Origin of the sequence: Amycolatopsis sp. CB00013 (assembly GCF_001905755.1) — a bacterium.
Taxonomy (GTDB): Bacteria; Actinomycetota; Actinomycetes; order Mycobacteriales; family Pseudonocardiaceae; genus Amycolatopsis; species Amycolatopsis japonica.
This window is the reverse complement of the sequence record NZ_LIWC01000001.1, coordinates 1044813-1067869: the sequence shown is the minus strand read 5'-3', so window position 1 is coordinate 1067869 and position 23057 is coordinate 1044813. Positions and strand designations below refer to the sequence as shown.

Annotated in this window: 24 protein-coding genes; 13 read left to right on the top strand and 11 right to left on the bottom strand. The window is 69.8% G+C overall.

What is annotated here, in order from left to right:
- The first annotated feature begins 80 nt into the window (after positions 1-80).
- Positions 81-848: a class I SAM-dependent methyltransferase gene (locus tag AMK34_RS04755; protein ID WP_443111196.1), complete on the top strand. Its 768-nt coding sequence runs from the start codon at positions 81-83 to the stop codon at positions 846-848.
- Here the strand turns inward: AMK34_RS04755 and AMK34_RS04750 are convergent.
- Positions 773-2014, bottom strand: a complete 1242-nt coding sequence (locus AMK34_RS04750; RefSeq protein WP_073844564.1) for a tyrosine-type recombinase/integrase — start codon at positions 2012-2014, stop codon at positions 773-775. The genes AMK34_RS04755 and AMK34_RS04750 overlap by 76 nt on opposite strands.
- Before the next feature lie 210 nt (positions 2015-2224).
- On the opposite strand from AMK34_RS04750, the gene AMK34_RS04745 reads away from it, so the two are divergent.
- Positions 2225-3334 carry a response regulator receiver protein gene (locus tag AMK34_RS04745; RefSeq protein ID WP_073843190.1) on the top strand — a complete coding sequence of 370 codons (1110 nt, stop codon included), beginning with the start codon at positions 2225-2227 and terminating at the stop codon, positions 3332-3334.
- A 7-nt stretch (positions 3335-3341) separates the two neighbouring features.
- Here the strand turns inward: AMK34_RS04745 and AMK34_RS04740 are convergent, their stop codons facing one another.
- Together AMK34_RS04740 and AMK34_RS04735 are read right to left on the bottom strand one after the other, a co-directional pair.
- Positions 3342-4991 (bottom strand): WXG100 family type VII secretion target, encoded by a 1650-nt coding sequence (locus tag AMK34_RS04740; protein WP_073843188.1) that lies wholly within the window; start codon positions 4989-4991, stop codon positions 3342-3344.
- A 102-nt stretch (positions 4992-5093) separates the two neighbouring features.
- Entirely contained in the window at positions 5094-5873 is a 780-nt protein-coding gene (locus tag AMK34_RS04735) for an SDR family NAD(P)-dependent oxidoreductase (protein WP_073843186.1), read from the bottom strand.
- An 85-nt stretch (positions 5874-5958) separates the two neighbouring features.
- Between AMK34_RS04735 and AMK34_RS04730 the strand changes: the two genes are divergently transcribed.
- Positions 5959-6810 (top strand): helix-turn-helix transcriptional regulator, encoded by an 852-nt coding sequence (locus AMK34_RS04730; protein WP_073843184.1) that lies wholly within the window; start codon positions 5959-5961, stop codon positions 6808-6810.
- Here AMK34_RS04730 and AMK34_RS04725 read toward each other — a convergent pair.
- Entirely contained in the window at positions 6769-7992 is a 1224-nt protein-coding gene (locus AMK34_RS04725) for a PucR family transcriptional regulator (RefSeq protein ID WP_073843182.1), read from the bottom strand. The two genes, AMK34_RS04730 and AMK34_RS04725, sit on opposite strands and share 42 nt — an antisense overlap.
- A gap of 110 nt (positions 7993-8102) precedes the next feature.
- Here AMK34_RS04725 and AMK34_RS04720 point away from each other — a divergent pair, with 110 nt between their 5' ends.
- Complete coding sequence (locus AMK34_RS04720) at positions 8103-8969, top strand: SGNH/GDSL hydrolase family protein (protein WP_241832680.1); 867 nt, start codon at positions 8103-8105, stop codon at positions 8967-8969.
- 279 nt (positions 8970-9248) lie between these two features.
- Here AMK34_RS04720 and AMK34_RS04715 read toward each other — a convergent pair whose 3' ends face one another.
- Entirely contained in the window at positions 9249-10430 is a 1182-nt protein-coding gene (locus AMK34_RS04715) for a S8 family peptidase (protein WP_338020554.1), read from the bottom strand.
- A 261-nt stretch (positions 10431-10691) separates the two neighbouring features.
- Here AMK34_RS04715 and AMK34_RS04710 point away from each other — a divergent pair, with 261 nt between their 5' ends.
- Complete coding sequence (locus AMK34_RS04710; protein WP_073843179.1) at positions 10692-11495, top strand: pentapeptide repeat-containing protein; 804 nt, start codon at positions 10692-10694, stop codon at positions 11493-11495.
- A 5-nt stretch (positions 11496-11500) separates the two neighbouring features.
- Here AMK34_RS04710 and AMK34_RS04705 read toward each other — a convergent pair whose 3' ends face one another.
- On the bottom strand, positions 11501-12139 hold the full coding sequence (locus tag AMK34_RS04705; RefSeq protein WP_073843177.1) for an SDR family NAD(P)-dependent oxidoreductase: 639 nt from the start codon (positions 12137-12139) through the stop codon (positions 11501-11503).
- A 116-nt stretch (positions 12140-12255) separates the two neighbouring features.
- Between AMK34_RS04705 and AMK34_RS04700 the strand changes: the two genes are divergently transcribed.
- A complete protein-coding gene (locus AMK34_RS04700; RefSeq protein ID WP_073843175.1) occupies positions 12256-13209 on the top strand; it encodes a helix-turn-helix transcriptional regulator in 954 nt (317 codons plus the stop codon).
- Here the strand turns inward: AMK34_RS04700 and AMK34_RS04695 are convergent.
- Positions 13188-14126, bottom strand: coding sequence for an AraC family transcriptional regulator (locus tag AMK34_RS04695; protein WP_038513434.1), 939 nt, complete (start codon positions 14124-14126; stop codon positions 13188-13190). The genes AMK34_RS04700 and AMK34_RS04695 overlap by 22 nt on opposite strands.
- An 80-nt stretch (positions 14127-14206) precedes the next feature.
- Between AMK34_RS04695 and AMK34_RS04690 the strand changes: the two genes are divergently transcribed.
- On the top strand, positions 14207-15034 hold the full coding sequence (locus AMK34_RS04690; protein ID WP_073843173.1) for an NmrA family transcriptional regulator: 828 nt from the start codon (positions 14207-14209) through the stop codon (positions 15032-15034).
- Between the two features lie 32 nt (positions 15035-15066).
- A complete protein-coding gene (locus AMK34_RS04685; RefSeq protein WP_073843171.1) occupies positions 15067-15558 on the top strand; it encodes an anthrone oxygenase family protein in 492 nt (163 codons plus the stop codon).
- 59 nt (positions 15559-15617) lie between these two features.
- Here AMK34_RS04685 and AMK34_RS04680 read toward each other — a convergent pair whose 3' ends face one another.
- The 3 genes from AMK34_RS04680 to AMK34_RS04670 form a co-directional block, all read right to left on the bottom strand.
- Positions 15618-16391, bottom strand: coding sequence for an alpha/beta fold hydrolase (locus AMK34_RS04680; RefSeq protein ID WP_073843169.1), 774 nt, complete (start codon positions 16389-16391; stop codon positions 15618-15620).
- A 73-nt stretch (positions 16392-16464) separates the two neighbouring features.
- Entirely contained in the window at positions 16465-17697 is a 1233-nt protein-coding gene (locus AMK34_RS04675; protein ID WP_073843167.1) for an RNA polymerase sigma factor, read from the bottom strand.
- Positions 17694-18830, bottom strand: a complete 1137-nt coding sequence (locus AMK34_RS04670; RefSeq protein WP_073843166.1) for a glycosyltransferase — start codon at positions 18828-18830, stop codon at positions 17694-17696. The genes AMK34_RS04675 and AMK34_RS04670 overlap by 4 nt, the downstream gene beginning before the upstream one ends.
- 43 nt (positions 18831-18873) lie before the next feature.
- On the opposite strand from AMK34_RS04670, the gene AMK34_RS04665 reads away from it, so the two are divergent.
- Genes AMK34_RS04665 through AMK34_RS04645 form a run of 5 tightly spaced genes read left to right on the top strand, consistent with a single transcriptional unit; the run spans position 18874 to position 22304 of the window.
- The gene (locus AMK34_RS04665) at positions 18874-19812 is read left to right on the top strand and encodes a hypothetical protein (protein WP_073843164.1); all 939 of its coding nucleotides are present in this window, start codon (positions 18874-18876) and stop codon (positions 19810-19812) included.
- Positions 19813-19833: 21 nt separating this feature from the next.
- Positions 19834-20136, top strand: coding sequence for a hypothetical protein (locus tag AMK34_RS04660; RefSeq protein WP_241832679.1), 303 nt, complete (start codon positions 19834-19836; stop codon positions 20134-20136).
- The gene (locus tag AMK34_RS42175) at positions 20133-21533 is read left to right on the top strand and encodes a WXG100 family type VII secretion target (RefSeq protein ID WP_083649739.1); all 1401 of its coding nucleotides are present in this window, start codon (positions 20133-20135) and stop codon (positions 21531-21533) included. The genes AMK34_RS04660 and AMK34_RS42175 overlap by 4 nt, the downstream gene beginning before the upstream one ends.
- A complete protein-coding gene (locus tag AMK34_RS04650) occupies positions 21517-22053 on the top strand; it encodes a hypothetical protein (RefSeq protein ID WP_073843160.1) in 537 nt (178 codons plus the stop codon). The genes AMK34_RS42175 and AMK34_RS04650 overlap by 17 nt, the downstream gene beginning before the upstream one ends.
- Positions 22050-22304 (top strand): hypothetical protein, encoded by a 255-nt coding sequence (locus AMK34_RS04645; RefSeq protein ID WP_073843158.1) that lies wholly within the window; start codon positions 22050-22052, stop codon positions 22302-22304. Before AMK34_RS04650 ends, AMK34_RS04645 begins: the two co-directional genes overlap by 4 nt.
- On the opposite strand, the gene AMK34_RS04640 is transcribed toward AMK34_RS04645, so the two are convergent.
- Positions 22261-23055 (bottom strand): TetR/AcrR family transcriptional regulator C-terminal domain-containing protein, encoded by a 795-nt coding sequence (locus AMK34_RS04640; protein WP_073843156.1) that lies wholly within the window; start codon positions 23053-23055, stop codon positions 22261-22263. The two genes, AMK34_RS04645 and AMK34_RS04640, sit on opposite strands and share 44 nt — an antisense overlap.
- Positions 23056-23057: the final 2 nt, after the last annotated feature.

Here is a 23057-nt window from a genome sequence, read left to right as displayed (position 1 = left end):
GTCCCCGTGGTCACGCCGAAGGCCCCCTTCAGCCCAGCTGACGACCACGACACCTTCGCCTTACCCCTCGATAGATTGGGTTGGTGGAAAACGACTACGACACCTTCGCCGAGGCGTATGCGGCCGAGAACGAAACCAGCCTGATCAACGCGTACTACACGCGGCCCGCCATCCTCGATCTGGCCGGCGACGTGACCGGCAGGCGGATCCTCGACGCGGGGTGCGGGGCGGGTCCTCTTTTCGAGGCGCTGCGCGATCGGGGCGCCATCGTGACCGGGTTCGACTCCAGCACCAAAATGCTGGAGCTGGCCCGGAAACGCCTCGGTGACGACGCGGCATTGCGGGTCGCCGACATCGGTGAGCCGCTGCCCTATCCCGACGGTGCCTTCGACGACGTCATCGCCGCCCTGGTCCTGCACTACCTCGAAGACTGGACGGCGCCGCTGGCCGAGATCCGGCGTGTGCTGAAACCCGGCGGCAGGCTGATCATGGCCGTCAACCACCCGATCATCTTCAAGCTGGTCCACCCCGAAGGCGACTACTTCAAGACCGTCAAGTGGTCGGACGAGTACACCTTCAGCGGCCAGAAAGCCGTTCTGACGTACTGGCATCGGCCCCTGCACGCGATGACCGACGCCTTCACCGCGGCGGGTTTCCGGACGTCCGTCGTCAGCGAGCCCCACCCGGCGCCGGGCGCGCGAGAGCGTTTCCCGGAAGAGCTCGCGGGCAAGACCGCCTTCCTGAGCTTCCTGTTCTTCGTTCTCGAGGCGGATCAGGAGCTGGGGTGCCAGGCGTCGGCGACCAGGTCGACCGCACTGCGGGCAGGGTCGCGGGCCGCGTGGTCGTAGACCGCGCTGGTGGTGTCGATGCTGGCGTGGCCGACGTCGGCCTGGACATGTTCCAGTGACGCACCCGCCTCCACCGCCGCGGTCACGTAGAAATGCCGCAGCGCGTGCGGATGCATCACTTCGGCGACACCGGCCAGCTCCGGGCCCGCGGCCGCGGCGACACGGCGTAGCAACTGCCAGATCGCCTGCCGGGCGAAACGGCGTCCGCCGCGGGTCACCAGCAGCGGCCGGTCGCCGCCACGACCGGCCCGGCCGACCCCTGCCACGATCGCGGTTCCCGCGCCGTCGCCACGCAAATTCGCGTATTCCAGCACCGCGTTCTCGGCAGGGACACTCAGATACACGACACGGACCTTCCCGCCCTTGCCTCGCACCCGTAGCGCCCGCCGCCCCCGCGTGACGTGCAGATCCGCCTCGTCGAGCCCGCACAGCTCGCTCACCCGCAACCCCAGGGTGAAGAGGGAGACGATCGCGACCGCGCGGGCGACATCGCACGCGCCGGCACCACGCCGCGGCGCACCCGCCGCCCGGTGCAGCGCCGCGACCTGCCGTGAGGTCAGCGTGATCGTCGCGGATGTGCTCGCCGCGGCCGCTGTCAGCCCAAGCCGACGGCGGTCCAGTGCCGCGGGGTTCGCCGCCACGAGTCCCGCGTCGGCCAGGAACGCGTACAGGGTCTTCACCGTAGCGAGCATCCGGTCCCGCGTCGACGGCGCGGCGCCCGCCTCGTCCAGTTCTCCCAGCCAGGCCTTCACGTGCGCCGACGTCGCCGCCGTCGGGTCGACACCGCGCGCGGCGCACCAGCGCAGCCAATGCCAGGACCGCAATCTGCCGCGACCCGCCGGCGGAGGCCCCGTCCGCCCGGACGCGGGTGCGGTGACCACGGCGTCGGCGTAAGCCGCCACCGCGGCGCTCCATCGAGCGTCGCTCGGAGTGCCGGTCGGCGTCCAAGCCGCGGCGATGTCGGCCGCGCTGACCGGCAGCCCGAGTCCTTCGGCGTAGGTGCGGCGGGTCTGGCGGTTGCCGTAGCCGGTGAGCCAGTCGGTGATTCCCGACAGCAGCCCCGCCGGATCCGCCAGTCCCGGCCAGACCTCGTCGGTGAGTGCGCCGGCGGGGGATAGCCCGGTCCTGGCGACGCTGTCGTCCTGCGCCACACCAGTCACGATCATCGGCACACCGTATCGGCGTTGATCGCTCGCCCAGTTTTCGGCAGCCCCTCAAACGCCCCGATTCTTCGTCTCCGGACGCTCACACCTCCAGATCCGACCTCCGCGAACCACTTAGCTACAAAATGTATCTTCTGTAGCTAAGTTAGGTTGTAGTTGTAGTTACCCATACCTCAGTTATAGGTTATGCAACTAACAAGGTAAGCTCCAGACATGGTCGAGAACGCGAGCGCGGTAGCCGAGGAAAGTGCGCCGGAGCAGGCACGATGCGGGTTTCGCAAGTGCCGGGAGCCGCTGCCGCCGCCCGGACCGCGTGGAGGCAGGCCCTACGAGTTCTGCCCAGACCGGACATGGCCCGGCGGAAAAAGCTGCAAGCAACTGGCCGCGGCCGAACAGGCGCTACGAGAGGCTCTGGGCGACGAGGGTGTGCCGTCGGCGGCGCTGGCGGATGCAGGGCAGGCCTTCGACCAGGCCGCCGCCGCGCTGACCGACCCTCTCCGCACGTTGAGCAACGCGCTCGACGCGGTCACCGCCCATCTGCGCGCTGAGATCGCGGCCACCGTCGGTCAAGCCGACGCCGCCCACGAGGCCGCCGCGGAAGCCGACCGGCAACGGGAGGCCGCGCTGGCACGAGCAGCCGAGGCCGAAGCCGCCGCCGAGGAAGCGCAGGAAGCCGCCCGGACGGCTCAGCAGGCCGAGCTTCTGGCCAAGGCGACCACGGACGAGGCGGTCGAGGCCCGGGCGGCGGCCCAGCTGGCTCAGGCGAAAGCGGAGTCGGCCACCGCGGTGATCACCCAACGCGCGAAGGAAGTCACCGAGGAAGCGGAGGGACAGCGAGCCCGCGCCGACAAGCTGGCCGCCACGCTGTCAAGCCTCAACGAGCAACTGGCCACACGGACCGCGGAACGTGACGCCGCCCGCGACGCCCTCCGCGCATCCGATGAGCAACGCAAGACATGGGAACGGCTCGTGGACACGCAGAAAGCCGAACTCACCGCGGAGTCGGACGCCGTGCGGGAGCAGCTACGAGCTCTCGATACCCGGTATCAGAAGGCCGTCGCCGAGCAAACCGCCCACGAAGCCGCATCCCGAGCACAGGTCGCCGACGTCCAGGCAGAACTGACCGCCGTGCGCGGGCAGCTCACCGCGGCCCAGGAACAGATCGCCCGAACCCAGGCATCGAGCGAACAGGCCGCGGGGACACTGGCCCTCATCCGTCAGCGTGCTCTCGCCGCGACAGAGGAACCTTCGACGCCGCTCCGACACGATCTGCTGGAGATTCTGCTCGGCGACGGCGTCGCGGCGCCGAAGAAACCCGAGTGATCGCGAGCTACCTGAACAACCCGCCGAGCTTGTCCAGCCCTTCCTTGACCCCGTCCTCGACGCGCCGGTACGTGTCCGCCCCGGTGACCAGGCTGTCCGCGATGCCGCCGACCGTTTCCACTCCCGCCGTCAGCCGGTCGCCTGCCGCCGTGACGTGCTTGGTCAGCGCGTCGCTGAAGGTGGTCGCCGCGGGCACGTCGCCGAGCAGATGCGGCACGAGTTGCAGCCGCGACATCGCGCCGGCCGCGGTGCTCAACGTCGACGTCGCCCCGTCCAGGACGCCCGCGGCACCGACCAGCGAGTCGGGATCGGTTTCGTATCCGGCGTCGCCGGGGGAGAGCGCGCCGTCGGGGTCGAGGCCGAGTTCGTCCAGGGAGATCCTGGTCAGCTCCGGTTCGTCCCACTTCGAGCCTGGGTTCTTCTGGTAGCCGTAGGCGCCGGATTCGTGCGCCAGCACGATTTCCCCGTCGATCTCGACGGCCTCCTCGACGCCGTGGGAGTCGTAGCCGTCCTCGTTGCCCGGCTCGCCGCCCTTCAGCTCGATCTCTTCGCGATCGTTGAAGTCGTACCACTCCGGCGTCCGGTCCTGCCGGTAGAACTTGCCGCTGTGCCCGTCCGAGGACGAAAAGATGAACTCGTCGTCGCGCACCACGACACCCTGGACGTTGTTCGGCGTCTCGATCGGATCCCCGGCTTCGTCCGGCCGGGGTGAGCCGTCCGGGCCGACCGGGACTTCGTAGAGCCGGTTGTTGGTGTAGTCGCCCACGAAGAGTTTGCCTTGCGCGTAAGTGACGTAGCTGTGGGCAGGTGTGTCGACCACGTCCACGGCGTTGACCGGTTTGCCGCTGTCCTGCGCGGCGTCGAGTTCGGCCTTGTCGTAGACGTACACGTAGCCGTTGGACGACACCCAGACGTGCTCGCCGTCCGTCGCGACGCCGCCGGTGTGCGTGGGCGCGCCGACGTCGCCGTTGCCGTTGAGGTAGACGTTCCCCGTTTCCACGCCGGTTTCGTAGTCGACGTAGGTCAGCCTGCTCGGGGTCAGGCCGGGTCCGATGGGGCTGTCGCCGGAGCCGTCCCCGTCACCGTCGTGGTACGAGCCCACCAGCAGGTTCTCGCCGTCGTAGGCCAAGCCCTGCGAAGTCCACGGCTCGCCTGGGTTGACGCCGCTGATGTCGGCGTTGCCGTCGCTGTCCCAGCCTTCGCTTCCGCCGCCGTCGGTCGTGGCCGCCAGCGCGGTGAGCCGGCTCTCGTAGGTCTGCTGCGCGACGGTCAGGGCCCGGATGGTCTTCATCGCGATCTCCGGCGCTTCGAGGAGGTCGGTCAGGCCGAGCTTGCGCCAGGGGCCGATGGCGGTGTCGGCCGAGGTCCGCAGCGCGGTGTACGCCTTCGCGGCGCCCTTGACCGCCGCCTCGGCGGTGTTGAGCTGGGTGTACACCTCGGCGACGGTGCGCGAGGACTGTTTCGCCTTGCCGACGAACTCCGCCGCCGCTTTCCCGCGCCAGGACCGGGCCGCTCGCAGGGCGCCGTCGGAGATCCGGTCCGCCACGGTCTGCAACGACGTCTTGGCGTCGGCGATGGTGGCGCCGACCTCGGCGATGCCCGCCGCGTCCCCCGACGTGAGCTTGGCGTAGAGCGGTTCGGGATCCAGGAACGGCATCGGCTTCTCCTCGGGCAAACCCCTGGTCAGGGCGGGTCGTGCGCGTTCAGACGTCGGAAGGCCGACGCCGGTTCCCCCGCATCACCCACCCCCTCCCCGGGGTCAGGCCAGCATGCCGCCGTCCACTCGCAGGACCGCTCCGGTCACGTAGGAGGCGCGATCGCTCAGCAGCCACGCCGCGGCCTGCGCGATCTCCTCGGGCTCGGCCACCCGCCCCAGTGGGGTCTGGGCGTTGAGCCGCTGCAGGATGTCCGGCGAGCTCTCGACCCACTCGGAGAACATCTCGGTCAGTGTCGTGCCGGGAGCGACGGCGTTGATCCGGATCCCTTCCGGGCCGTAGGTGGCGGCGGCCGAGGCGGTGAGGCTGTTGACGCCGCGTTTCATGGCGCCGTACGCGGGGAGTTCCGGGTTGGCCATCAGGCTGCCGACGCTGGTGTTGTTGACGATGGCGCCGGTCTTCGCGGTGGCGCGGATGGCCTCGATCTCGGCGACCATGGCCAGCCACGGACCCTTCAGGTTCACGGCATAGATCCGGTCGAAATCGGCCTCGGTCACCTGATCCATCGGGCCGGGCGGCACATTGGTCGCGCCGTTGTTGAACGCGACGTCGAGCCTGCCGTGCAGGTCAACCGCGCGGTCGACGGCCGCGCGGATGCTCGACGCGTCGCCGAGGTCGCATACGACATGGTCCGCGATCCCGCCCTCCGCGCGGATCTCCTCGGCCACGGTCTTCAGCTGGGACTCGGTGCGGGCGGCGAGCACGACGCGGGCGCCTTCCCTGGCGAACAGCCGTGCGGCGGCGGCGCCGATACCTCGGCCGGCACCGGTGACGAAGGCGACCTTGCCGTCGAGCAGGCCGGAAACAGTCGTTGTGGTGGTCATGAAACCGAGCGTTCACCCGCTTTCGGCGCCTATCCAGGCATCGGCGGTACCTGGTTGACGGGCCGCGATCGTCCACACTGGAGTGGTGGACAGACGACAACTGGCGGACTTCCTGCGCAGCAGGCGCGAGCGGATCACACCCGCCGACGTCGGCCTTCCCGCCGGGCCCCGCCGCCGTACTCCCGGTCTGCGGCGCGAGGAGGTGGCACAGCTGGCGTACATCTCGACCGAGTACTACACGCGGCTGGAGCAGGCTCGCGGTCCGCGGCCCTCGCGTGAGGTACTGGGCGGGCTGACCAGGGCACTCCGGCTGTCGGATGTGGAACGGGATCACCTCCACCACCTCGCCGGCGCGCCGCCGGGACCACCGTCCGGACCGTCACGCGAGGTCCGGCCGAGCATTCTCGCGCTGCTGCACCGTCTTCCGCAGGCGGCGGCGATCGTGCTGTCGGCGACCTACGAGGTGCTCGCCTGGAACGACCTCGCCGCGGCGTTGATGGAGGACTTCTCCGCGCTGCCCCGGCGGGACCGCAATCTCGTGCGCCGCGCGTTCCTCGGGCCGCTGCCGGAGGGGCGGCGGCTGTACGGGGTGTCCGATGTGGACGAGTTCGCGGCGAGCGCGGTCCGGAATCTGCGGGTCACCGCGGGCCGTTATCCCGACGACCCCGAAGTCGCCGGGCTGATCCGGGAACTCCTCGACGGCAGTGAGGAATTCGCCCGGCTGTGGGCCGCGCACGACGTCTGTGCCGCGCCCACGCTGTGCAAGACGTTCCAGCACCCGGTGGTCGGCCCGGTCAGCGTGAACTGCGACGTCCTCGACATCAGCGACCGGGACCAGCAGGTCGTGATCTACACCGCCGATCCCGGCACTCCGTCGGAGAACGCGCTGCGGCTGCTATCCGTCGTCGGGACGCAGCGGATGGACGCTCCGCTCTGATGGTTTTGTAGGTTCCCTCGATACCAGCGGGTCGATCCTGAGCGCGATCGCGAGCGCGAAGCGGCCTGCCGGGTCGTCGATCGTGCCGCCGAACAGCGTCCTCAATTGCCGGATCCGGTACCGGACGGTCTGGACGTGGACATGCAGTTCGACGCCGATCGCCTGCGGCTGGTCAGGCCGCGCGAGCCAGGCGGCGAGGGTCGTGGTGAGCCGTTGCCGTGCCGGTTCCGGGAGACCGGCCAACGGCGCGAGGACGTCTTCCGCGAACTCGGCGGCCAGTTCGGGATCGGCGGTCAGCAGCAGATCGATGCGGTGATCGGTGGTGTGGACGAGGGGACTGTCACCGAGCGCGCCGGTGCGGGTCAGCCGCCAGAGCGCGCTCGCCCGGCGGGCACCGAGCGCGGCCGAGCGGAGCGGCACGACCGGGCCCACGCCGGCCTGGTCGTCGCCGAGCAGGTCCCGCAACCGGCCGAGGTACCACTCGAGCCGGTCGGCAGGCATGACCACCGCGGTCAGGTCGTGGTGACGGCCGACCAGCACCCGCCCCGGCATCCGGTCCAGCAGCTGGGGTGCGACATCGGCGCTGGTGACCGCGACGACGAGCCTGCCGGGCAGGACCCACATGGCTTGGCTCGCGGCGTCTTCGAGTAAATCCCGGCTGGCGGCCGGCTCGGCGAGCAGGAGACCCAGGAGCCGGTCCCGCCGCGCTTGCCCGGCCCGCGCCGCCTGTGAGCGTGCTTCGGCGTATCCGTCGGCGGCCGCCGCCGAAAGTTCCGCGATGAAGGCGAAAAGCGCCTCGCCGAGTTCGACGATCGCCTGGGTCGGCAGATCCACCGCCGGTGCCGCCGAGGTCAGCTGCCGCCACACGCCCAGCGCCGCGGATTGGTAGAAGCCGAGCATCTCCTCGAGGCTGCGGCCCGCGGTGTGCTGAGCGCGGCCCTGCGCGCGGTAGACCTCCCGGTCGGTGGTGATGTCGGGATGGCCGATCTCGCTGAAGAAGGCGTGCAACGCGACGTCGAGGGTGACTTGGAGGTTCGCCGCCGTCCGGTCGTCCAGCGGGGTCCGCAGCCCGGCACGGACCTGGTCCATCGCGGCGGACGCGATCGCGGCGGTGTCGGGCTCCAGGCGGGTCAGCACCGAGGCGTCGAGCCTGCGCCAGGGCTGTGCCGACGCCTTCGTCATAGAGGGAACCTACAAAACTCCGATCAAGAACGCGCGCCTCCGTTCTAGTGGTTCTCCCCGCTCCGGCGGACGCTGACCGCAGCATTCGACGACGCATGCAGGAGGCGGCAGTGACACGCTGGGGAAGAATCGCCCGGATCGCCGCGGTGGCGGGCACCGCACTGACCCTCGTCGGAATCGGGACACCGGCCCTCGCCTCGGCGGAGCGGCAGGTGTACGTCGCGATGGGTGACTCGTTCTCGGCGGGCTCGGTGGTGCTGCCGCAGTCCGATCTGTTCACCTGCGCCCGGTCGGCGATCAACTACGCGGGGCTGTTGGCGAAGCAGATCGAGGTCGACGAACTGCGCGACGTCACCTGTGGCGGCGCCACGACGACCCATTTCACCAACCCGCAGAAGGGGATCATCTCCGGCACGAACCCGCCGCAGTACGACGCGCTCTCGGCCGACACGACGCTCGTGACCGTCGGCATCGGCGGCAACGACATCGGTTTGGTCGGGCTCGCGACCTCGTGCGTGAACCTGCTGCCGGTGGGTGCTTCGTGCAAGGCGGCCAACACCACGGGCGGGGTGGACAAGTACGCCACCAAGATCGACGCCTTCGCCGCGACCTACGGCACGGTGATCGAGACGATCCGACAGCGCGCGCCGAAGGCCGAGATCGTCATGGTGGGCTATCCGACCGGGATCAAATCCGGTGGCTGCTGGCCACTCGTCCCGGTCCTGCCGCAGGACGCCGACTACATCCAGGCCAACATCGACCGGCTCAACGCGCGGATGGCCGAGCAGTCCGCCGCGCACGGCGCGAAGTACGTCGACATCCGTACGCCGAGCATCGGTCACGACGCCTGCCAGCCGATCGGCGTCAAATGGATCGAAGGGCTGATCCCGTCGGTGGTGAACAACAGTTTCGCCCCGCTGCACCCGAACGCCGCCGGTCTCGCGGCCGTGGTGCCGAGTATCCGGAAGGTGCTGTAGCGCCGTCGACGGGGCATGTCTCGTGAGTCGTGGCTCGCCACCGAGGCCTAGCGCGCCCCCTCGGACTTTTAAAAAGGGTCACTTTTCGAGATCAAAGCGCCCGAGTTGGGTACTTTGCGTAGTACTGGCCGCGGGTCGTGAGTGGCAATGGTCGTTCTAACCCTCTTTGCCACTCACGACCCCGCGCGAAACTGGACCCGCAGTCACACCAGCAGTACGTGAAGGCCCCCTTCACTGCGTCTAGCGCAGTGAAGGGGGCCTTCACGTACCTCAAGCAGGTCAGGCGGTCGGCGACCAGTACAGGAGCCGGTTCGGCGAACCGGAGCCCGGGTTGGTCACCTTGCCCGAGGTGGCCGCGTTGATCAGCGCGGTGGCCACCTGCGCGGGCGTGGCGCTCTTGTTGTTCTGCAGGTAGCGGGCCGCGACGCCGACCACGTGCGGGGTCGCCATCGAGGTGCCGCTGATGGTCTTCGTCGCGGTGTCGTTGGTGTTCCACGACGACGTGATGTTCGTGCCCGGCGCGAAGATGTCCACGACGCTGCCGTAGTTGGAGAAGCTGGAGCGCGCGTCGGTGTTGGTGGACGAGCCGACGGTGATCGCCTGGGTCACGCGGGCGGGGGAGAAGCCCGACGCGTTCGAGTTGGAATTCCCGGCGGCCACGCCGTAGGTGACGCCCGCGGCGATCGACCGGCGGACGGCGTCGTCGAGCGTGCTGGAGGCGCCGCCGCCGAGGCTCATGTTGGCCGCGGCCGGTTTGACGTGGTTCTTGGTGACCCAGTCGATACCCGCGATGACCCCGGCGGTGGTGCCGCTGCCGGAGTTGTTCAGCACGCGGACGCCGTAGACGGTGGCGCCCTTGGCGATGCCGTACTGCGAACCGGCGATGGTGCCGGCGACGTGGGTGCCGTGGCCGTTGCCGTCCTGCGCGACGGCGTCGTTGTCGACGAAGTCGTAGCCGTTGCGAGCGCGGCCGCCGAAGGTCTGGTGGCTGATCCGCACGCCGGTGTCGATGACGTAGACGTTCACGCCCGCGCCGGTGCTGGTGTAGCTGTACTTGTTGTCGAGCGGCAGGTTGCGCTGGTCGACGCGGTCGAGGCCCCAGGACGGCGGGTTGGTCTGGGTCGCGTCCGCGTGGACGACCTGGTTCTGCTCGACCGAGGCCACCGACGGGTCGGCGGCGAGCCGCTTGGCCTGCCGCTCCGAAAGTGTCGCGGAGAAGCCCTTGAGCGAGTTGCTGTAGACCTGCTCCACCTTCGCGCCGAAGCGGTTCGCCAGCGCGCCCACGACGCCGGTGTCCTTCAGCGTGACGATGTAGCTGTTCGGGATCGCTTCGGCGGATCCCGCGGCGAGGATCTGTCCTTCGGCGGCTTGGGCGGGAGCAGCGGTCACGCTGATCGCCACCGCGACCGCGCTCGCCATCCCGGCACGTGACAGCCAACGCGCTTGTCTCGTCTCTCGCATGTGTTCGTCCTGTCGTTCGCAGGGGACCGGCCGGTCAAGACCACAGCGGCGGAAAGGCGGTCCAGCTCGACCGCATGGGACGGCACCTGCCGATTCCCACGGGGATCGAGGTTATTGAGCGCATGACATGTCCGAATCGACTGAATGGGGCAGGACCCGACCTTCGTCTGGCGGCCATTGGCGGCGGGTGCCCTGCACGGAAAGTGTGCTCCGTACCCTGTGGCTGGAACACCTTGCCGAGCTTCTGGAGTCCGAACCACCGTGCCAGCCCTTTCCAGCCTGCGAGCCGACTGCGAGAACTGCTTCGGCCTGTGCTGTGTCGTCCCGGCCTTCGCGGCGTCGGCCGATTTCGCGATCACCAAACCGGCGGGTCAGGCGTGCCCGAACCTGCGCGAGGACTCCCGGTGCGGCATCCACGACAAGCTCCGCAAGAAGGGCTTCACCGGCTGCACGGTCTACGACTGCTTCGGCGCGGGCCAAAAGGTCTCCCAGGTCACCTTCGACGGCGAGGACTGGCGCAAGTCACCGAAGACGGCCAAGACGATGTTCGCGGTCTTCCCGGTGATGCGGGATCTGCAGGAGCTGCTCTACTACCTGACCGAGGCGGCCTCGCTGCCGACGTCCGCGCCCATCCGTGACGACCTGGCCGAGATGATCGACCGGACCGAGCGGATGACGCTGGACACGCCCGGCGTGCTGCGAAAACTGGACGTCCATTCGCATCGGGGCGCGGTGAACGGGCTGCTGCTGCGCGCGAGCGAGCTCGCCCGCGCCGCCGTGCCGGGCAAGAAGAAGGACCGGCGCGGCGCCGACCTCATCGGCGCGAAGCTCAAGGGATCGAACCTGCGCGGCGCGCTGCTGCGCGGGGCGTATCTGATCGGCGCGGACCTGCGGGGAGCCGATCTCCGGCAGGCCGACGTCACCGGGGCGGACCTGCGTGACGCCGACATCCGCGGCGCGGACTTCCGTGACATGCTCTTCCTCCTCCAGTCGCAACTGGACGCGGCGAAGGGAGACGCGACGACGAAACTGCCGGACTCGCTTTCCCATCCGGCGCACTGGTAGGCCTGCTACGCCGTGTGGACGATCTCCTGCTCCCAGTCTTCTCGCGGCTGCGTGTGCAGCCGCCAGTAGTGCTCGGCGATGTCGTCGGGGTCGAACGGGGTTCCTTTCGCGACGGGTCCGGCGACGGTCACCGTGGCGACGTGTACTCCTGAGGGGCCGAATTCCTTGTCCAGCAGGGAAACCAGCGCCCTCACGCCCGCTTTCCCGAGCGAGAGGCTCGTGTAGGCGGGCACGGCTTCGGGCATCCCGCCGGTCACGATGATCGTGCCCGATCCGCGCTTCGCCATCCCGGGCGCGACGTGCGCCGCGGTGGTGATCGCTCCGACGACGTTGACCGACCACGCCGCGAGATGCCGTTCGACGGACAGCTCGCCGGGGGCGTCGGCCTGGATGATCGCCGCGTTGTAGACCACGACGTCAGGCTCGCCGTGTTCCCGCGCGGCGGTGTCGAGAGCGGCCTTGAGGGAAGCCTCGTCGGTGACGTCGGCGGTGAGTGCCAGCGCGGTCCCGAATTCGGCGGCCAGCGGTTCCAGGGTCGCCGAACGGCGGGCCAGCAAGGTGATCGGCAGCCCTTCCTTGGCGAAGCGGTGCGCGACCGAGCGGCCGATACCCGGTCCCGCGCCGATGATCACTGCGCCTGCCATGTGCTTCTCCTTCTGAGTGAGGTGCGCCGACCGTAGGGCCTTACATCGATGTGAAGGTCAAGTCCGCACCGCAAAGTGTTCACCGGATGAGCGGTTTGCCTGCGAGACTGGGCGCCATGCGTGCCGATCGCCTGGTGGCCACCCTCCTGTTGATGCAGGCGCGTGGCCGCGTCACGGCTTCCGAACTGGCGGACGAACTGGAGATCTCGGTCGCCACCGCGCGACGTGACCTCGAGGCGTTGTCGTCGGCGGGTGTCCCGGTGTACCCGCAGCCCGGCCGGGGCGGCGGCTGGTCGCTCGTCGGCGGCGCGCGGACCGACCTCAGCGGACTGTCCGCGTCGGAGGCCCAGGCGCTGTTCCTGCTCGCCGGTCCGGCCGCGTCGATCTCGCCCGAGGTGAAATCCGCGCTGCGGAAGCTGGTCCGGGCCCTGCCGGACACGTTCCGCGCCGACGCGCAGGCCGCCGCGGACGCCGTCGTCATCGATCCGTCGCGGTGGGGTGAGCGGGAGAAGGAACGGCCCGAGTTGCTCACCGTGCTGCAGGCCGGGATCGTGCGCCGCCGCAAGGTCCGATTCGGCTACGCGAAGAAAGGCGCGGAGCCGGTCGAGCGGGTCGTGGATCCGTGGGGGCTCGTGGACAAGGACGACATCTGGTACCTCATCGCGGGCACCGAGAAGGGGCAGCGCACCTTCCGCGTCGATCGCATGTCCGATGCCGAGGTCAGCGACTTGCCCGCGGGGCGGCCGGACGATTTCGAACTGTCGCGGGCGTGGGAGCAGGTGGTCGACCGGGTCGAGCAACGGCGTTCGGGGCTGGACGCGACCGTGCTCATCGCCGAGCGGCATCTGCCGATCCTCCAGGACCACTTCGGACGGCAGGCACGGGTCGAGGAAACACTCGAAGACGGGCGAGTGCGGGTGACGGTGTCTGCGCCGGTGGCGTGGATGATCGCGCAGCAGCTCGCGGGCTGGGGTTCGATGATCGACGTACTGGGCCCGGAGTCGGTCCAGGAGGAACTCGCGCGGATCGGCGCGGAACTGGTCGAGCGTTACGCGACGCCGGCGCGGTAACCCTGCGGGCTGACACCGTGTTCGCGTTTGAACGCGGTGCTGAGCGCGAACGAACTGCCGTAGCCGACCTGCCGGGCGACCGCGCCGATGGTGACGTCGGGGTGCTGGCGCAGGAGATCCGCGGCGAGCGCGATCCGCCAGCTCGCGAGGTAGGCCATCGGCGGTTCGCCGACGGCGGCGGTGAACCGCCGGGCGAACGCGGCCCGGGACACGCCGGTGTCGGCCGCGAGGCTCGCCACGGTCCACGGTTCGGAAGGCTTGTGCTGCAACAGTTTCAGTGCGCGTCCGACGACCGGATCGCTATGCGCGCGATACCAGGCGGGTGCGGCGGCGTCGGGCCGGTCGAACCAGGTCCGCAGCGCGGCGACCAAGAGCAGGTCGAGCACGCGGTCCAGGACGGCTTCCTGGCCGGGCGTGTCCTTGACGATCTCGCCGGCGAGCAGTGTCACCAGCGGGTTGTCCCACTCCTCGTCCCGGACGACCAGCAGCGACGGCAGCGCGTTGAGGAGCCGTTTGCTGATCTCGCCTTCGAGCGGATAAGTGCCGGTGAGCAGGACGACGGGGCCGTCCGGGTCGTCGCCCCAGGTACGGACGCCGAGATCCGACAGCTCGGTGAGGTGTTTCCCGTCCGGCGTCAGGCATTCCTGTCCCGGCAGGATCATCGCCTGCGGTGGGGTGGCCGGGTCGTCCGCGACGAGATACGGGTCCGGACCGCGGGCGATGGCGATGTCACCGGTGCCGAGGCGGACCGCGTCCCCGCGATCGGGCACCACCCACGACTCACCACGGACCTGCGCCATCACCGTCAGCGGCGCCTCGTCCTCGATCCGCAGCGACCACGGCGGGGTCATGACCGACTTCAGCAGGAACGCGCCGCGGGCGCGGGGTCCATCGAGCAGACCGGCGAGGGGATCCATAGCGCAAGTGTAGACGATGAAACATGGAACAGAGCCTTTGAACTATGTTCCGTCTCATTCGTAGGCGCTTGACTAGTGCCATGACAAACACGAAGAACAACGAGACGGTCCTGGTCCTCGGCGCGACGGGCAAGACGGGGAGCCGGGTCGCGCAGCGGCTGACCGATCTGGGGATCGACGTCCGGAAGGCTTCACGGCCGGTGTTCGACTGGGACGACCGCTCGACCTGGACGGCCGCGGTCACCGGGATCAGCGCCGCCTACCTGACCTACTACCCCGACCTGGCCTTCCCCGGTGCCGCCGAAGCGATCCGCGACTTGTCCAAGCTGGCCGTGGAACACGGGGTGCGGCGGCTGGTCCTGCTGTCCGGCCGCGGCGAGGAGGAGGCCGTGGTCAGCGAACAGGGTGTCCGGGAGTCCGGTGCCGAGTGGACGGTCGTGCGGGCCAGCTGGTTCGCGCAGAACTTCAGCGAGCACTTCCTGCTGGAACCGGTGCTCGCCGGGGAGATCGTGCTGCCCGCCGGGTCGGTGACCGAGCCGTTCATCGACGTCGAGGACATCGTCGATGTGGCCGTCATGGCGCTGACCACCGACGGGCACGACGGCGAGGTCTACGAGCTGACCGGCCCCCGGTTGCTGGGTTTCGCGGACGCGGCGGCGGAAATCGGCAAGGCTTCCGGGCGGGATGTCCGGTACGTTCCGGTCTCCGCCGCGGAATTCGCGGCGGGAGCGGCCGAACAGGGCGTGCCGGAGGAGGAGATCGAGGGCCTGACCGACCTGTTCACGCGCATCCTCGACGGCCGGAACTCCTCGCTCACCGGTGACGTCGAGCGGGTGCTGGGCAGGCCCGCGAGGGACTTCTCCGAATACGCCGCGAAAGCGGCGGCCACTGGGGTCTGGAATCGATGAAACGAGCTGGAATCGGAAGGGAGGCGACAGGAATGGCCACACTGAGCCAAATCGTCCTGATCGCGGCCGTCATCACGGCGGGGTTGATCGCCGGCTTGTTCTACGCGTACACGTGCTCGGTGATGCCGGGGTTGGGGCGGGCGGACGCCCGGACCTACGTGACGGGGATGCGGGAGATCAACATCGCGATCCTCAACGGCTGGTTCGCGCTGAGCTTCGGCGGCGCGCCGTTGCTCGCGGCGGCCGCGGCGGCACTGCATTTCAAGGCGGAACTGCGGCCCGCGCTGCCGTGGCTCATCGCGGGGTTCGCCCTGCTGCTGGTGATGCTGATCGTGACGATGGCGATCAACGTGCCGCTGAACAACGCGCTCGAAGCGGGTTTCGACGGCGACAGCACCGACTTCGAGGCGCTGCGGGCGAAGTTCGAGGGTGTCTGGGAACGGTGGAACCTGGTCCGGACCTTGGCCGCGATCGGCGGTTTCGGGGCGCTGGTGGGCGGGCTGATCGTGCACGTCCGCGCCTGACGTGTGTCAGGAAAGGGTCGTTCAGGACAAAAGATGTCTTGAACGACCCTTTCCTGACATCAGGCGTCGAGAAGCGCCAGAAGCTGCGGCGCGAACGTGACGGCCTCGGCCGCGAAACCACCGTGGTCACCGGGGAAGTAGACCGGCTCCACGCCGAGCCGGGCGGCCGCGAGCACCGCCGCCTCGTGCGCGGGCTGCCCGGCCGAGTCCTTCCCGACGCCGACGACGATCCGGGTCTCCGACGCCTTCAGCGCTTCGTAGTCCGGAGTGAACTCCCCGATCATCTTCATCAGATGCACGACGAAGAATTCCATGTTCATCCGCACCTCCGGCGGGAGCGCGCTCCAGTCCATCTCGAAACCGGCGTCGGCCATGAACTTGGCCATCGCCGCCTCGATGCCCTGTTCGCGGTGGAGGCGCTGCAGTTCGTCCGGGTCACCATCGGGTTGACCGGGCAGCAGGCTCGTCAGCGGGGGTTCGTGCGCCAGGAGCGTCTTGACCCGCCCGGGATGACGGGTGACGAGGTCGAAAGCCTGCATGCACCCACCGCTGGACGCGAAGATCACCGCCGGTTCCGTGCTCAAGCTGTCGAGCAGGCGCAGCACGTCGCCGGTGTGGGCCTCGATCCGTTGCTCCCCGTCCGGATCGTCGAGCGTGCTGCGGGAGATCCCGCGCGGGTCGTAGGTGATCACCGTGTAGTGCTCCGCGAGCAGGCCCGCGATCGGCGCGAACATCGCGGAATCGGCCGCGCCACCGGGAACGCACAGCAGAACCGGGCCGTTGCCGGTCACGGTGTGGTGCAGCCGGGCGCCGGGGACGTCGAGAACGGCCATCGGATGACCCCTTCCTCTTTTCGGACTTGTCGCCCACCGACGAACGGTGACGCCACGGACAGACAACCGGGCGTCAGGAGATTTCGGCGAGTTTTCCCGACAGGTAGGCGCGCTCGGCGTCGGTACCGGCGAGCGCGAGTGCCTCGCGGTACGCGCCGGCGGCCTCGGCGAGCCGGTCGAGCCGCCGGAGCAGGTCCGCGCGGGTGGCGGGAAGCAGGTGGTATCCGGGGAGAGCGCCGTCGGCGGTGAGCTTGTCGACCAGTTCGAGCCCGGCCTCGGGACCTTCGGCCATGGCGACGGCGACCGCGCGGTTCAGTTCGACGACGGGCGAGGGCACGAAACGCAGCAGTTCCCCGTAGAGGGCGGCGATCTGTGCCCAGTCGGTGTCGACGGCGCGGGCGGCCGTCGCGTGGCAGGCGGCGATGGCGGCCTGGATCTGGTACTGCCCGGCGACACCGCGACGGAGTGCGGTCTCCAGCAGTTCCGTGCCCTCGGCGATCTCGGCGGTGTTCCAGCCGTCGCGGTCCTGGTCTTCGAGCGAGACGAGCGTGCCCTGGTCGTCGACGCGGGTGGCGCGGCGGGCGTCGTGCAGGAGCAGCAGGGCCAGCAGCCCGAGGACCTCCGGCTCTCCCGGCATCAGGCTCACGAGGATCCGCGCGAGCCTGATGGCCTCCGCGGACAGGTCGGGCCGGAGCAGATCTGTACCGGCGCTGGCCGAGTAGCCCTCGTTGAACAGCAGGTACAGCATCCCGAGCACCGCGGCCGTGCGTTCGGGCAGCAGATCAGCCGGTGGGACCCGGTACGGGATGCCCGCCGTGCGGATCTTCCGTTTCACCCGGACCAGGCGCTGCGACATCGTCGCCTCGGAGACGAGGAAGGCGCGCGCGATCTCGGCGGTGGTGAGCCCGGCCAGGGTCCGCAACGCGAGCGCGACCTGCCCTTCGAGCGGCAGCGCGGGGTGGCAGCAGGTGAAGATCAGCCGGAGCCGGTCGTCGTGGACACCGCTCTCGTCCCACTCCGGCTCGGCGGGGACGTTCAGTTCGGCGGCTTCGCGTAGTTTCGCCGCACCGACGGCCTCTCGCCGGATCCGGTCGGTGGCGCGGTTGCGGGCAGCCGTCGTCAGCCAGGCGCCGGGTTTCGCCGGGACGCCGTCGCGTGGCCAGGTGCGCAACGCGAGCGCGAACGCCTCTTGGAGGCATTCCTCGGCGAGGTCCCAGTCGCCGGTGACGCGGATCAGGGTGGCGATGACCTGTCCCGACTCCTCACGGAATGCCCGCGTGATCGCGGCGTCGAGTTCGGTGGTCACCTGAGGAGTCCTTCCAGCAGCGGCACGATCTCCTCCGGCGCCGGATACGCGGTGATCTCGTCCCGCAACCGCCCTGCCGCCTCCCGGTAGGACGGTTCCCTCAGCACCGCGGTCACGGCGTCGCGGATGTCCTGCGGTGTCGCGTCGATGACGTCGAGGACGGTGCCGAGCCCGAGTTCGGTGACCCGATCGCCGTTGTGGGGCTGGTCGGCGCCCATCGGGAGCAGCACCATCGGCAGACCGTGGGCGAGCGCGCCGAGCAGGCTGCCCGAACCGCCGTGGCTGAGGACCGCGTCGCAGTACGGGAGGACGTCGTCCTGCGGCAGGTAACGCGTGAGGTGGAGGTGCTCGGGCTGAGGGCCGAACTCGGCGGGATCGATGAGGTTCCCGACGGTCACCACGCAGGTCGCGTCGACCTCCCGCAGTCCTGCCAGTGCCCGGGCGAACAGGTCGCCGGATTCGGTGTTGAAGATGGTGCCGAGGGTGAAGTAGACGGTGGGGCGGTCTTCGACGTGCCACTCCGGCGCCGGTCCGCGGGCGGGAAGCGGGCTGTGGAAGGGGCGTGCGGTCGGCGGCAGCGGGAACCGGGGATCGCGGAAGCTCGCGGGGAACGGCGAAAGCACGAGGTGGCGGTATGCCATCTCCAGATTTCGCTGCGGCGGGAGGTCGTGGACGGCGCGGATCTCGTTGAGCGCGTCGTCGATCAGTTCGGCGCGGATGAGCACGCCCGCCGCGATCACCAGGACGGTGGCGTGCGGGAGGCCGAGGCGTTCGGCGGCGATCATCGCGCCGTGATCGGCTTCGTCGCACACGAGCAGATCCGGTTCCCAGTCCTCGCAGAGCGCCGTGACGTCCTTCGCCCGCTGGGGCGCGGTGCGGCGGACGAAACCGTCACGGAGGTCGCTGTCCTCGCGGTCCCTGTCGACGGGGAGCAACGGGCGAAGTCCGCCGCCGTCGCTGCCGAGGTTCGGCCCCGACGGGAACGCGGTGAACCCCGTCGCCTCGACGACCGGGACCATCAGCGGCTCGCCGGTGAACGCGATCGTGTGGCCCGCGCCGGCGAGCGCGTGGGCGAGGGGGAGCAGCGGCCGGAAGTGGCCGTTGCCGCCGGCGAAGGTGAACAGGACACGCATGTCAGCGACCCTATCGGCGGGGTGGCGGCGCTACCCTGCTGCGGTGATCGATACGGACGCCGACGAGGTCCGGCTGTGCGCGCTGGAAGGCTGCGAGAATCCTTTGCCCCCGCCCGCGGTGGACGCCGAGGGGAAACGCAAGGGTGGCCGTCCCTCGGCCTATTGCGGCAAGGCCCACGCCGACGCCGCCTCGCGGGCCCGGCGGGCGGCCGCGGTGGCGAGCGTGGCCGATCCGCTGCTGGAGGTCCGCAGGATCGCCGACGAGTTCACGCCGGCGGCGTCGTCGCTCGTGGAACTGCTGGACGCGATGCGTTCGCGGTTCGACGACGCCGGAGAGGCGGCGCTGGGCCGGGTGACCGAAGCGGAGACCGACGCGGCGGCGGCCCGGCGCGAGGCCGAGGACGCTCAGCAGGCGGCGGCGAGGGCCGACACGGCGCGCGCGACCGCGGTGGCCGCGTCCCGCGACGACAAGGCGGCCAAGGTCAAGGCGGAACGCGCCGCCGAACAGGCCTTGAAGGACGCGGAGGAGACCCGGCAGCGTTCGTGGGCCGAGGTCGCCGCGCACGAACGGGCCCGCGGTGCCGCAGAAGCCGCGACCGTCGCGGCAGAACGTGCTCGTGACGAGCTGGTCGCCGAGCTCCGGACGCTGCGTGAGGAGAAGACCCGGTTGACCACGGAGCTGGCCGAGCGCGACACGGCATTGGCCCGGGCGGCCGCGGAGCGCGCGGCCCTGCAGGACCGGCTCGACGAGGCCAAGGCGCGCGCGGCGGTGTCCGAAAAGGACTCGGCAGGGCTTCGGGCGTCGCTTGCGGAAGAACACACGGCCAGGAGCCTCGCCGAAGCCCGGGCGACGGCTCTCGCCGAGGAGCTGGAGCGGGCACACGCCCGCGCGGCCGCCGATCAGGCGCGGTACGACGACGTCGTCCGGCGGCTTGCCACCCCTTCGCGCGAATCGGCTGTGGAGCGTTCCGAGCTGACGTAGAGTGCCGCTCACCATCCAGGGTTGGGGGCACGGGCTGTGAGCGGGTACGAGGTCGAGATCGGTCAGCTGCGGGCCGCGGCCAAGGCGGCGGGTTCCGCCGCGGACCAGGCCAGAGCCGTCGAACCGGGCACCGGCTTGGGGTCGATAGCGACGGCGTTGCCGGGCGGGGAGGCCGCCAAGGGCGCGCCCACGCTGGCGTCGACGTGCACCGAGCGGGCGAAGGGGTGGGCCGGCGAGATCGACCGCTGGAGCGAATCGATCACCAAGGCCGCCAAGGCGTACTCCGAAAACGAGAACTCCGCGGAGGAGGCGTTCGGAGGATGACGGTCGGCTACGGCGACGTTCGCGCATGGGACGCCGAGGCGCTCCATGCGGCGGCCACTGATCTGGGTGGCCGCCGGGACAAACTCATCGGGCTGCAGGACGAACTCGACGACGCCAGGAAACTGCCCGACTGGCGTGGCCCCGCGGGCGAGCGAGCCCGCGATTCGCTGGGCGACACCCGGAACAAGGCCGAGATCCTGATCGCCGAGCTGTCCGCCGTCGAACGTGCCCTGCAGAACGCGTCGGACGACGTGTCCGCGCTGAAGACCAGGGTCGCCAACAACGATTCCCTCGCCGGCACCTACCAGTTCAGCGTCGCCGCCGACGGCGCGATCGTGGACGGCAAACCCGCCGACCCGCCGCCGAAGTCACGGTTCGAGGCCGAAGAACGCGCCGAGTCCCAGCGGCACCGCGAGACCATCCGGAAGCAGCTGGAGCAGGAATCCAAGGCGATCCTCACGACGGCGAACAGCATCGACGCCGCCCTCGCCCGGGTGATGCGGCTCGTGCAGGACGGCCAGATCAGCGACCACGAGGCGACCGACCTGGCAGGCGCCAAGAAGGCCGGGCAGATCGACGCCGGTGTGGTCGAGATGGAGCAGGCGCTGCGCGACGCCGGGCTGCTGAGCGGGCCACCCGCGTCCGGCCACTACCGGCAGTGGCTCGAGAACGCCGTCCGCCGGGGCGTATCGATCGACACCATCAAGAAGATCGCCGACGACCACGACATCACGCCGGAGGACTTCAAGGTCCTCGACGGGATGGAAGAGATCCGTGAGGACGAGGACGGCGACGGGACCTACAAGTCGTACTTCCTGATGCCGACCGACGTCAGCGGGGACGACGCCGCCAAGGCGGTGCGGATGACCTACATCCTCAACGCGGGCACCGATTACGGCGCCGGAGGCGAGAAGACCGACTTCGCGCCGACACCGTACGGATCCGAGGAGCTGCGACGGATCACCGACCGGCAGCGGGAGAACTCCTGGAGCTACGACGACGACGTGGGTTTCGTGCACGGCAACGGCGGTCGGCTGATGACCACCCCGAACGGCATGATGATGGGCCTGGGCGGGAACTTCATCCAGGACCAGTTCAGCCAGCAGGGCGGGACCGCCTGGGGTGACACGTTCATGCTGAACATCGACGACGCGAAGGATCCGGCGCAGCAGCTGCGCGAGGTGGCGAAGTCGGGGCACGCCTGGTACGAGGACGACAACGGCGCGTCCCAGGGCTCGCTCGACCTGGATCGGTTGCTGCATCACGAGGAGCGCCACTCCCAGCAATGGGCTCGCGAAGGCTATGCCGGATTCCTCGCCTCCTACGCGTGGGAGAAGGTCACCGGCGGCAACGAAACCGAGGAAGACGCGGGACTTACCGATGGCGGATATCACTAAGCGGGTCTGCGCCGCCTTGCTCGTGGTGGCGGTGACCGCGGCGTGTGACACCAAGGCGCAGTTCGCGCCGTCGCTGCCGCCGGAGGCCGGGTTCCGCGTCGATGGCGGGGTTTTGAAACTGTGGACGGGCACCCCCTGCGAGGGCGTCACTGGTCTGCGCCTGACCTTCGACTCCGGTACGCAGAACAGCACGGAGCAGGTGTGGGCCGCGCCACGGCCGGGCGTGCGGGTCGAGCGGCTGGACTTGCTGGGTGGTTCCTCTTCGGACGCCGGTGGTCTCCAAGTCCGGACACCGTTGCCCGCGGCGTACGACTGGACGAAGGCGGGCTCGGTCAACATCGCCGTCGACGGCCCGAAAGCGTTCGGTGCCAAGGCCGACGTCGCCCAGGTGCTGCGTGAGTCGGCCGGGCATCCGGCCGGGAGCTACCTGTTCGGCCGGAGCGGGTGGATGGACACGGCGGCGGTGCAGCGCGAGAACCGGAAGTCGTTCCTGACCGTCTGCACTCCCGATCCGGCATGACGGCCTCGCGGACGGTGGTGCGACGCGTCGTGCTCGGCGCGTTCGTCGTTGTCGCGGCGGTGATCGTGCTGCTCGTCGGCAGCGCGGTGCTCAGCGCGACGGGGCTGTCGTCGGATCCGCACGGGTACGGGATGTTCGCGGGAATCCTGTTCGGGGCGGTCCTGACGCCGGTCGCGCTGGTGCTGTGGCTGCTCTACCGCCGGCTGCTCAGGAGGGAAGCTCGGTCCCCGAGGTACCGGAACCGCCGGTGACCAGTTGCTCGACCCCGTCCAGGATCCGCGCCAGCCCGAACCGGAAGGTGTGCAGCGGCGCGCTCGCCGCACCGTGGGTCTCCCCGGCGGCCTGCCCGATGCGTGCCGCCAGCGGGAAGAGGCCGGCGTCGGCTTCGGGGATCTCCGCGAGCACGGGCGCGCTGGCCGTCCACCACTCCATGTCCGTCAGGCCGGAGCGCCGCACGAGACTCGCCGATTCCACCGAACCGCGTGCGATGCCCTGGACGAAGCCGTTGACCATCGCCACGACGGCGTCCATCTCCAGGTCGGTGAGCCCGATCGCGTCGACGGCCTTCAGCTCGCGTTCGTGCTTCGCGAAGGTGTGCGGGCCGAGCGGGAGACGGCCGGTGGTGAGCTGGAGCATCCAGGGATGCCGGTGGTACATCTCCCAGGCGTCCTCGGCGAGGATCGTCATCGTGACCCGCCAGTCGTGACTGGCCGGGGGATCGGTCAGCTCACCATGAACCCGGTCCATCATCAGGTCGAGCAGCTCGGCGCGGCTGTGGATGTAGGTGTAGATCGTCATGGGGGAGACGCCGAGCTTTTCCGCGCCCCGGCGCACCGACAGCGAGGTGATGCCCTCGGTGTCGGCGATCTCGATCGCGGCGGTGACGATCTCGTCGACGGTGAGCTTCGGTTTGGGGCCGCGGCGGGGTTTCTCACGCACGCCCCAGAGCAGTTCGATGGTCCGCCGTGGGTCGCCCGCCCCGGTGTGGTCCGCGTCCGTCATCA

Excerpts from the sequence above, each read along its gene's own strand:
- AMK34_RS04725 (WP_073843182.1), bottom strand. The coding sequence starts at position 7,992 with ATGACGAAGGCGTCGGCACAGCCCTGGCGCAGGCTCGACGCCTCGGTG.
- AMK34_RS04645 (WP_073843158.1), top strand. The coding sequence starts at position 22,050 with ATGACGGCCTCGCGGACGGTGGTGCGACGCGTCGTGCTCGGCGCGTTC.
- AMK34_RS04685 (WP_073843171.1), top strand. The coding sequence starts at position 15,067 with ATGGCCACACTGAGCCAAATCGTCCTGATCGCGGCCGTCATCACGGCG.
- AMK34_RS04735 (WP_073843186.1), bottom strand. The coding sequence starts at position 5,873 with ATGACCACCACAACGACTGTTTCCGGCCTGCTCGACGGCAAGGTCGCC.
- AMK34_RS04750 (WP_073844564.1), bottom strand. The coding sequence starts at position 2,014 with ATGATCGTGACTGGTGTGGCGCAGGACGACAGCGTCGCCAGGACCGGG.
- AMK34_RS04715 (WP_338020554.1), bottom strand. The coding sequence starts at position 10,430 with ATGCGAGAGACGAGACAAGCGCGTTGGCTGTCACGTGCCGGGATGGCG.
- AMK34_RS04695 (WP_038513434.1), bottom strand. The coding sequence starts at position 14,126 with ATGGATCCCCTCGCCGGTCTGCTCGATGGACCCCGCGCCCGCGGCGCG.
- AMK34_RS04745 (WP_073843190.1), top strand. The coding sequence starts at position 2,225 with ATGGTCGAGAACGCGAGCGCGGTAGCCGAGGAAAGTGCGCCGGAGCAG.
- AMK34_RS04670 (WP_073843166.1), bottom strand. The coding sequence starts at position 18,830 with ATGCGTGTCCTGTTCACCTTCGCCGGCGGCAACGGCCACTTCCGGCCG.
- AMK34_RS04740 (WP_073843188.1), bottom strand. The coding sequence starts at position 4,991 with ATGCCGTTCCTGGATCCCGAACCGCTCTACGCCAAGCTCACGTCGGGG.
- AMK34_RS42175 (WP_083649739.1), top strand. The coding sequence starts at position 20,133 with ATGACGGTCGGCTACGGCGACGTTCGCGCATGGGACGCCGAGGCGCTC.
- AMK34_RS04700 (WP_073843175.1), top strand. The coding sequence starts at position 12,256 with ATGCGTGCCGATCGCCTGGTGGCCACCCTCCTGTTGATGCAGGCGCGT.
- AMK34_RS04640 (WP_073843156.1), bottom strand. The coding sequence starts at position 23,055 with ATGACGGACGCGGACCACACCGGGGCGGGCGACCCACGGCGGACCATC.
- AMK34_RS04705 (WP_073843177.1), bottom strand. The coding sequence starts at position 12,139 with ATGGCAGGCGCAGTGATCATCGGCGCGGGACCGGGTATCGGCCGCTCG.
- AMK34_RS04650 (WP_073843160.1), top strand. The coding sequence starts at position 21,517 with ATGGCGGATATCACTAAGCGGGTCTGCGCCGCCTTGCTCGTGGTGGCG.
- AMK34_RS04690 (WP_073843173.1), top strand. The coding sequence starts at position 14,207 with ATGACAAACACGAAGAACAACGAGACGGTCCTGGTCCTCGGCGCGACG.
- AMK34_RS04680 (WP_073843169.1), bottom strand. The coding sequence starts at position 16,391 with ATGGCCGTTCTCGACGTCCCCGGCGCCCGGCTGCACCACACCGTGACC.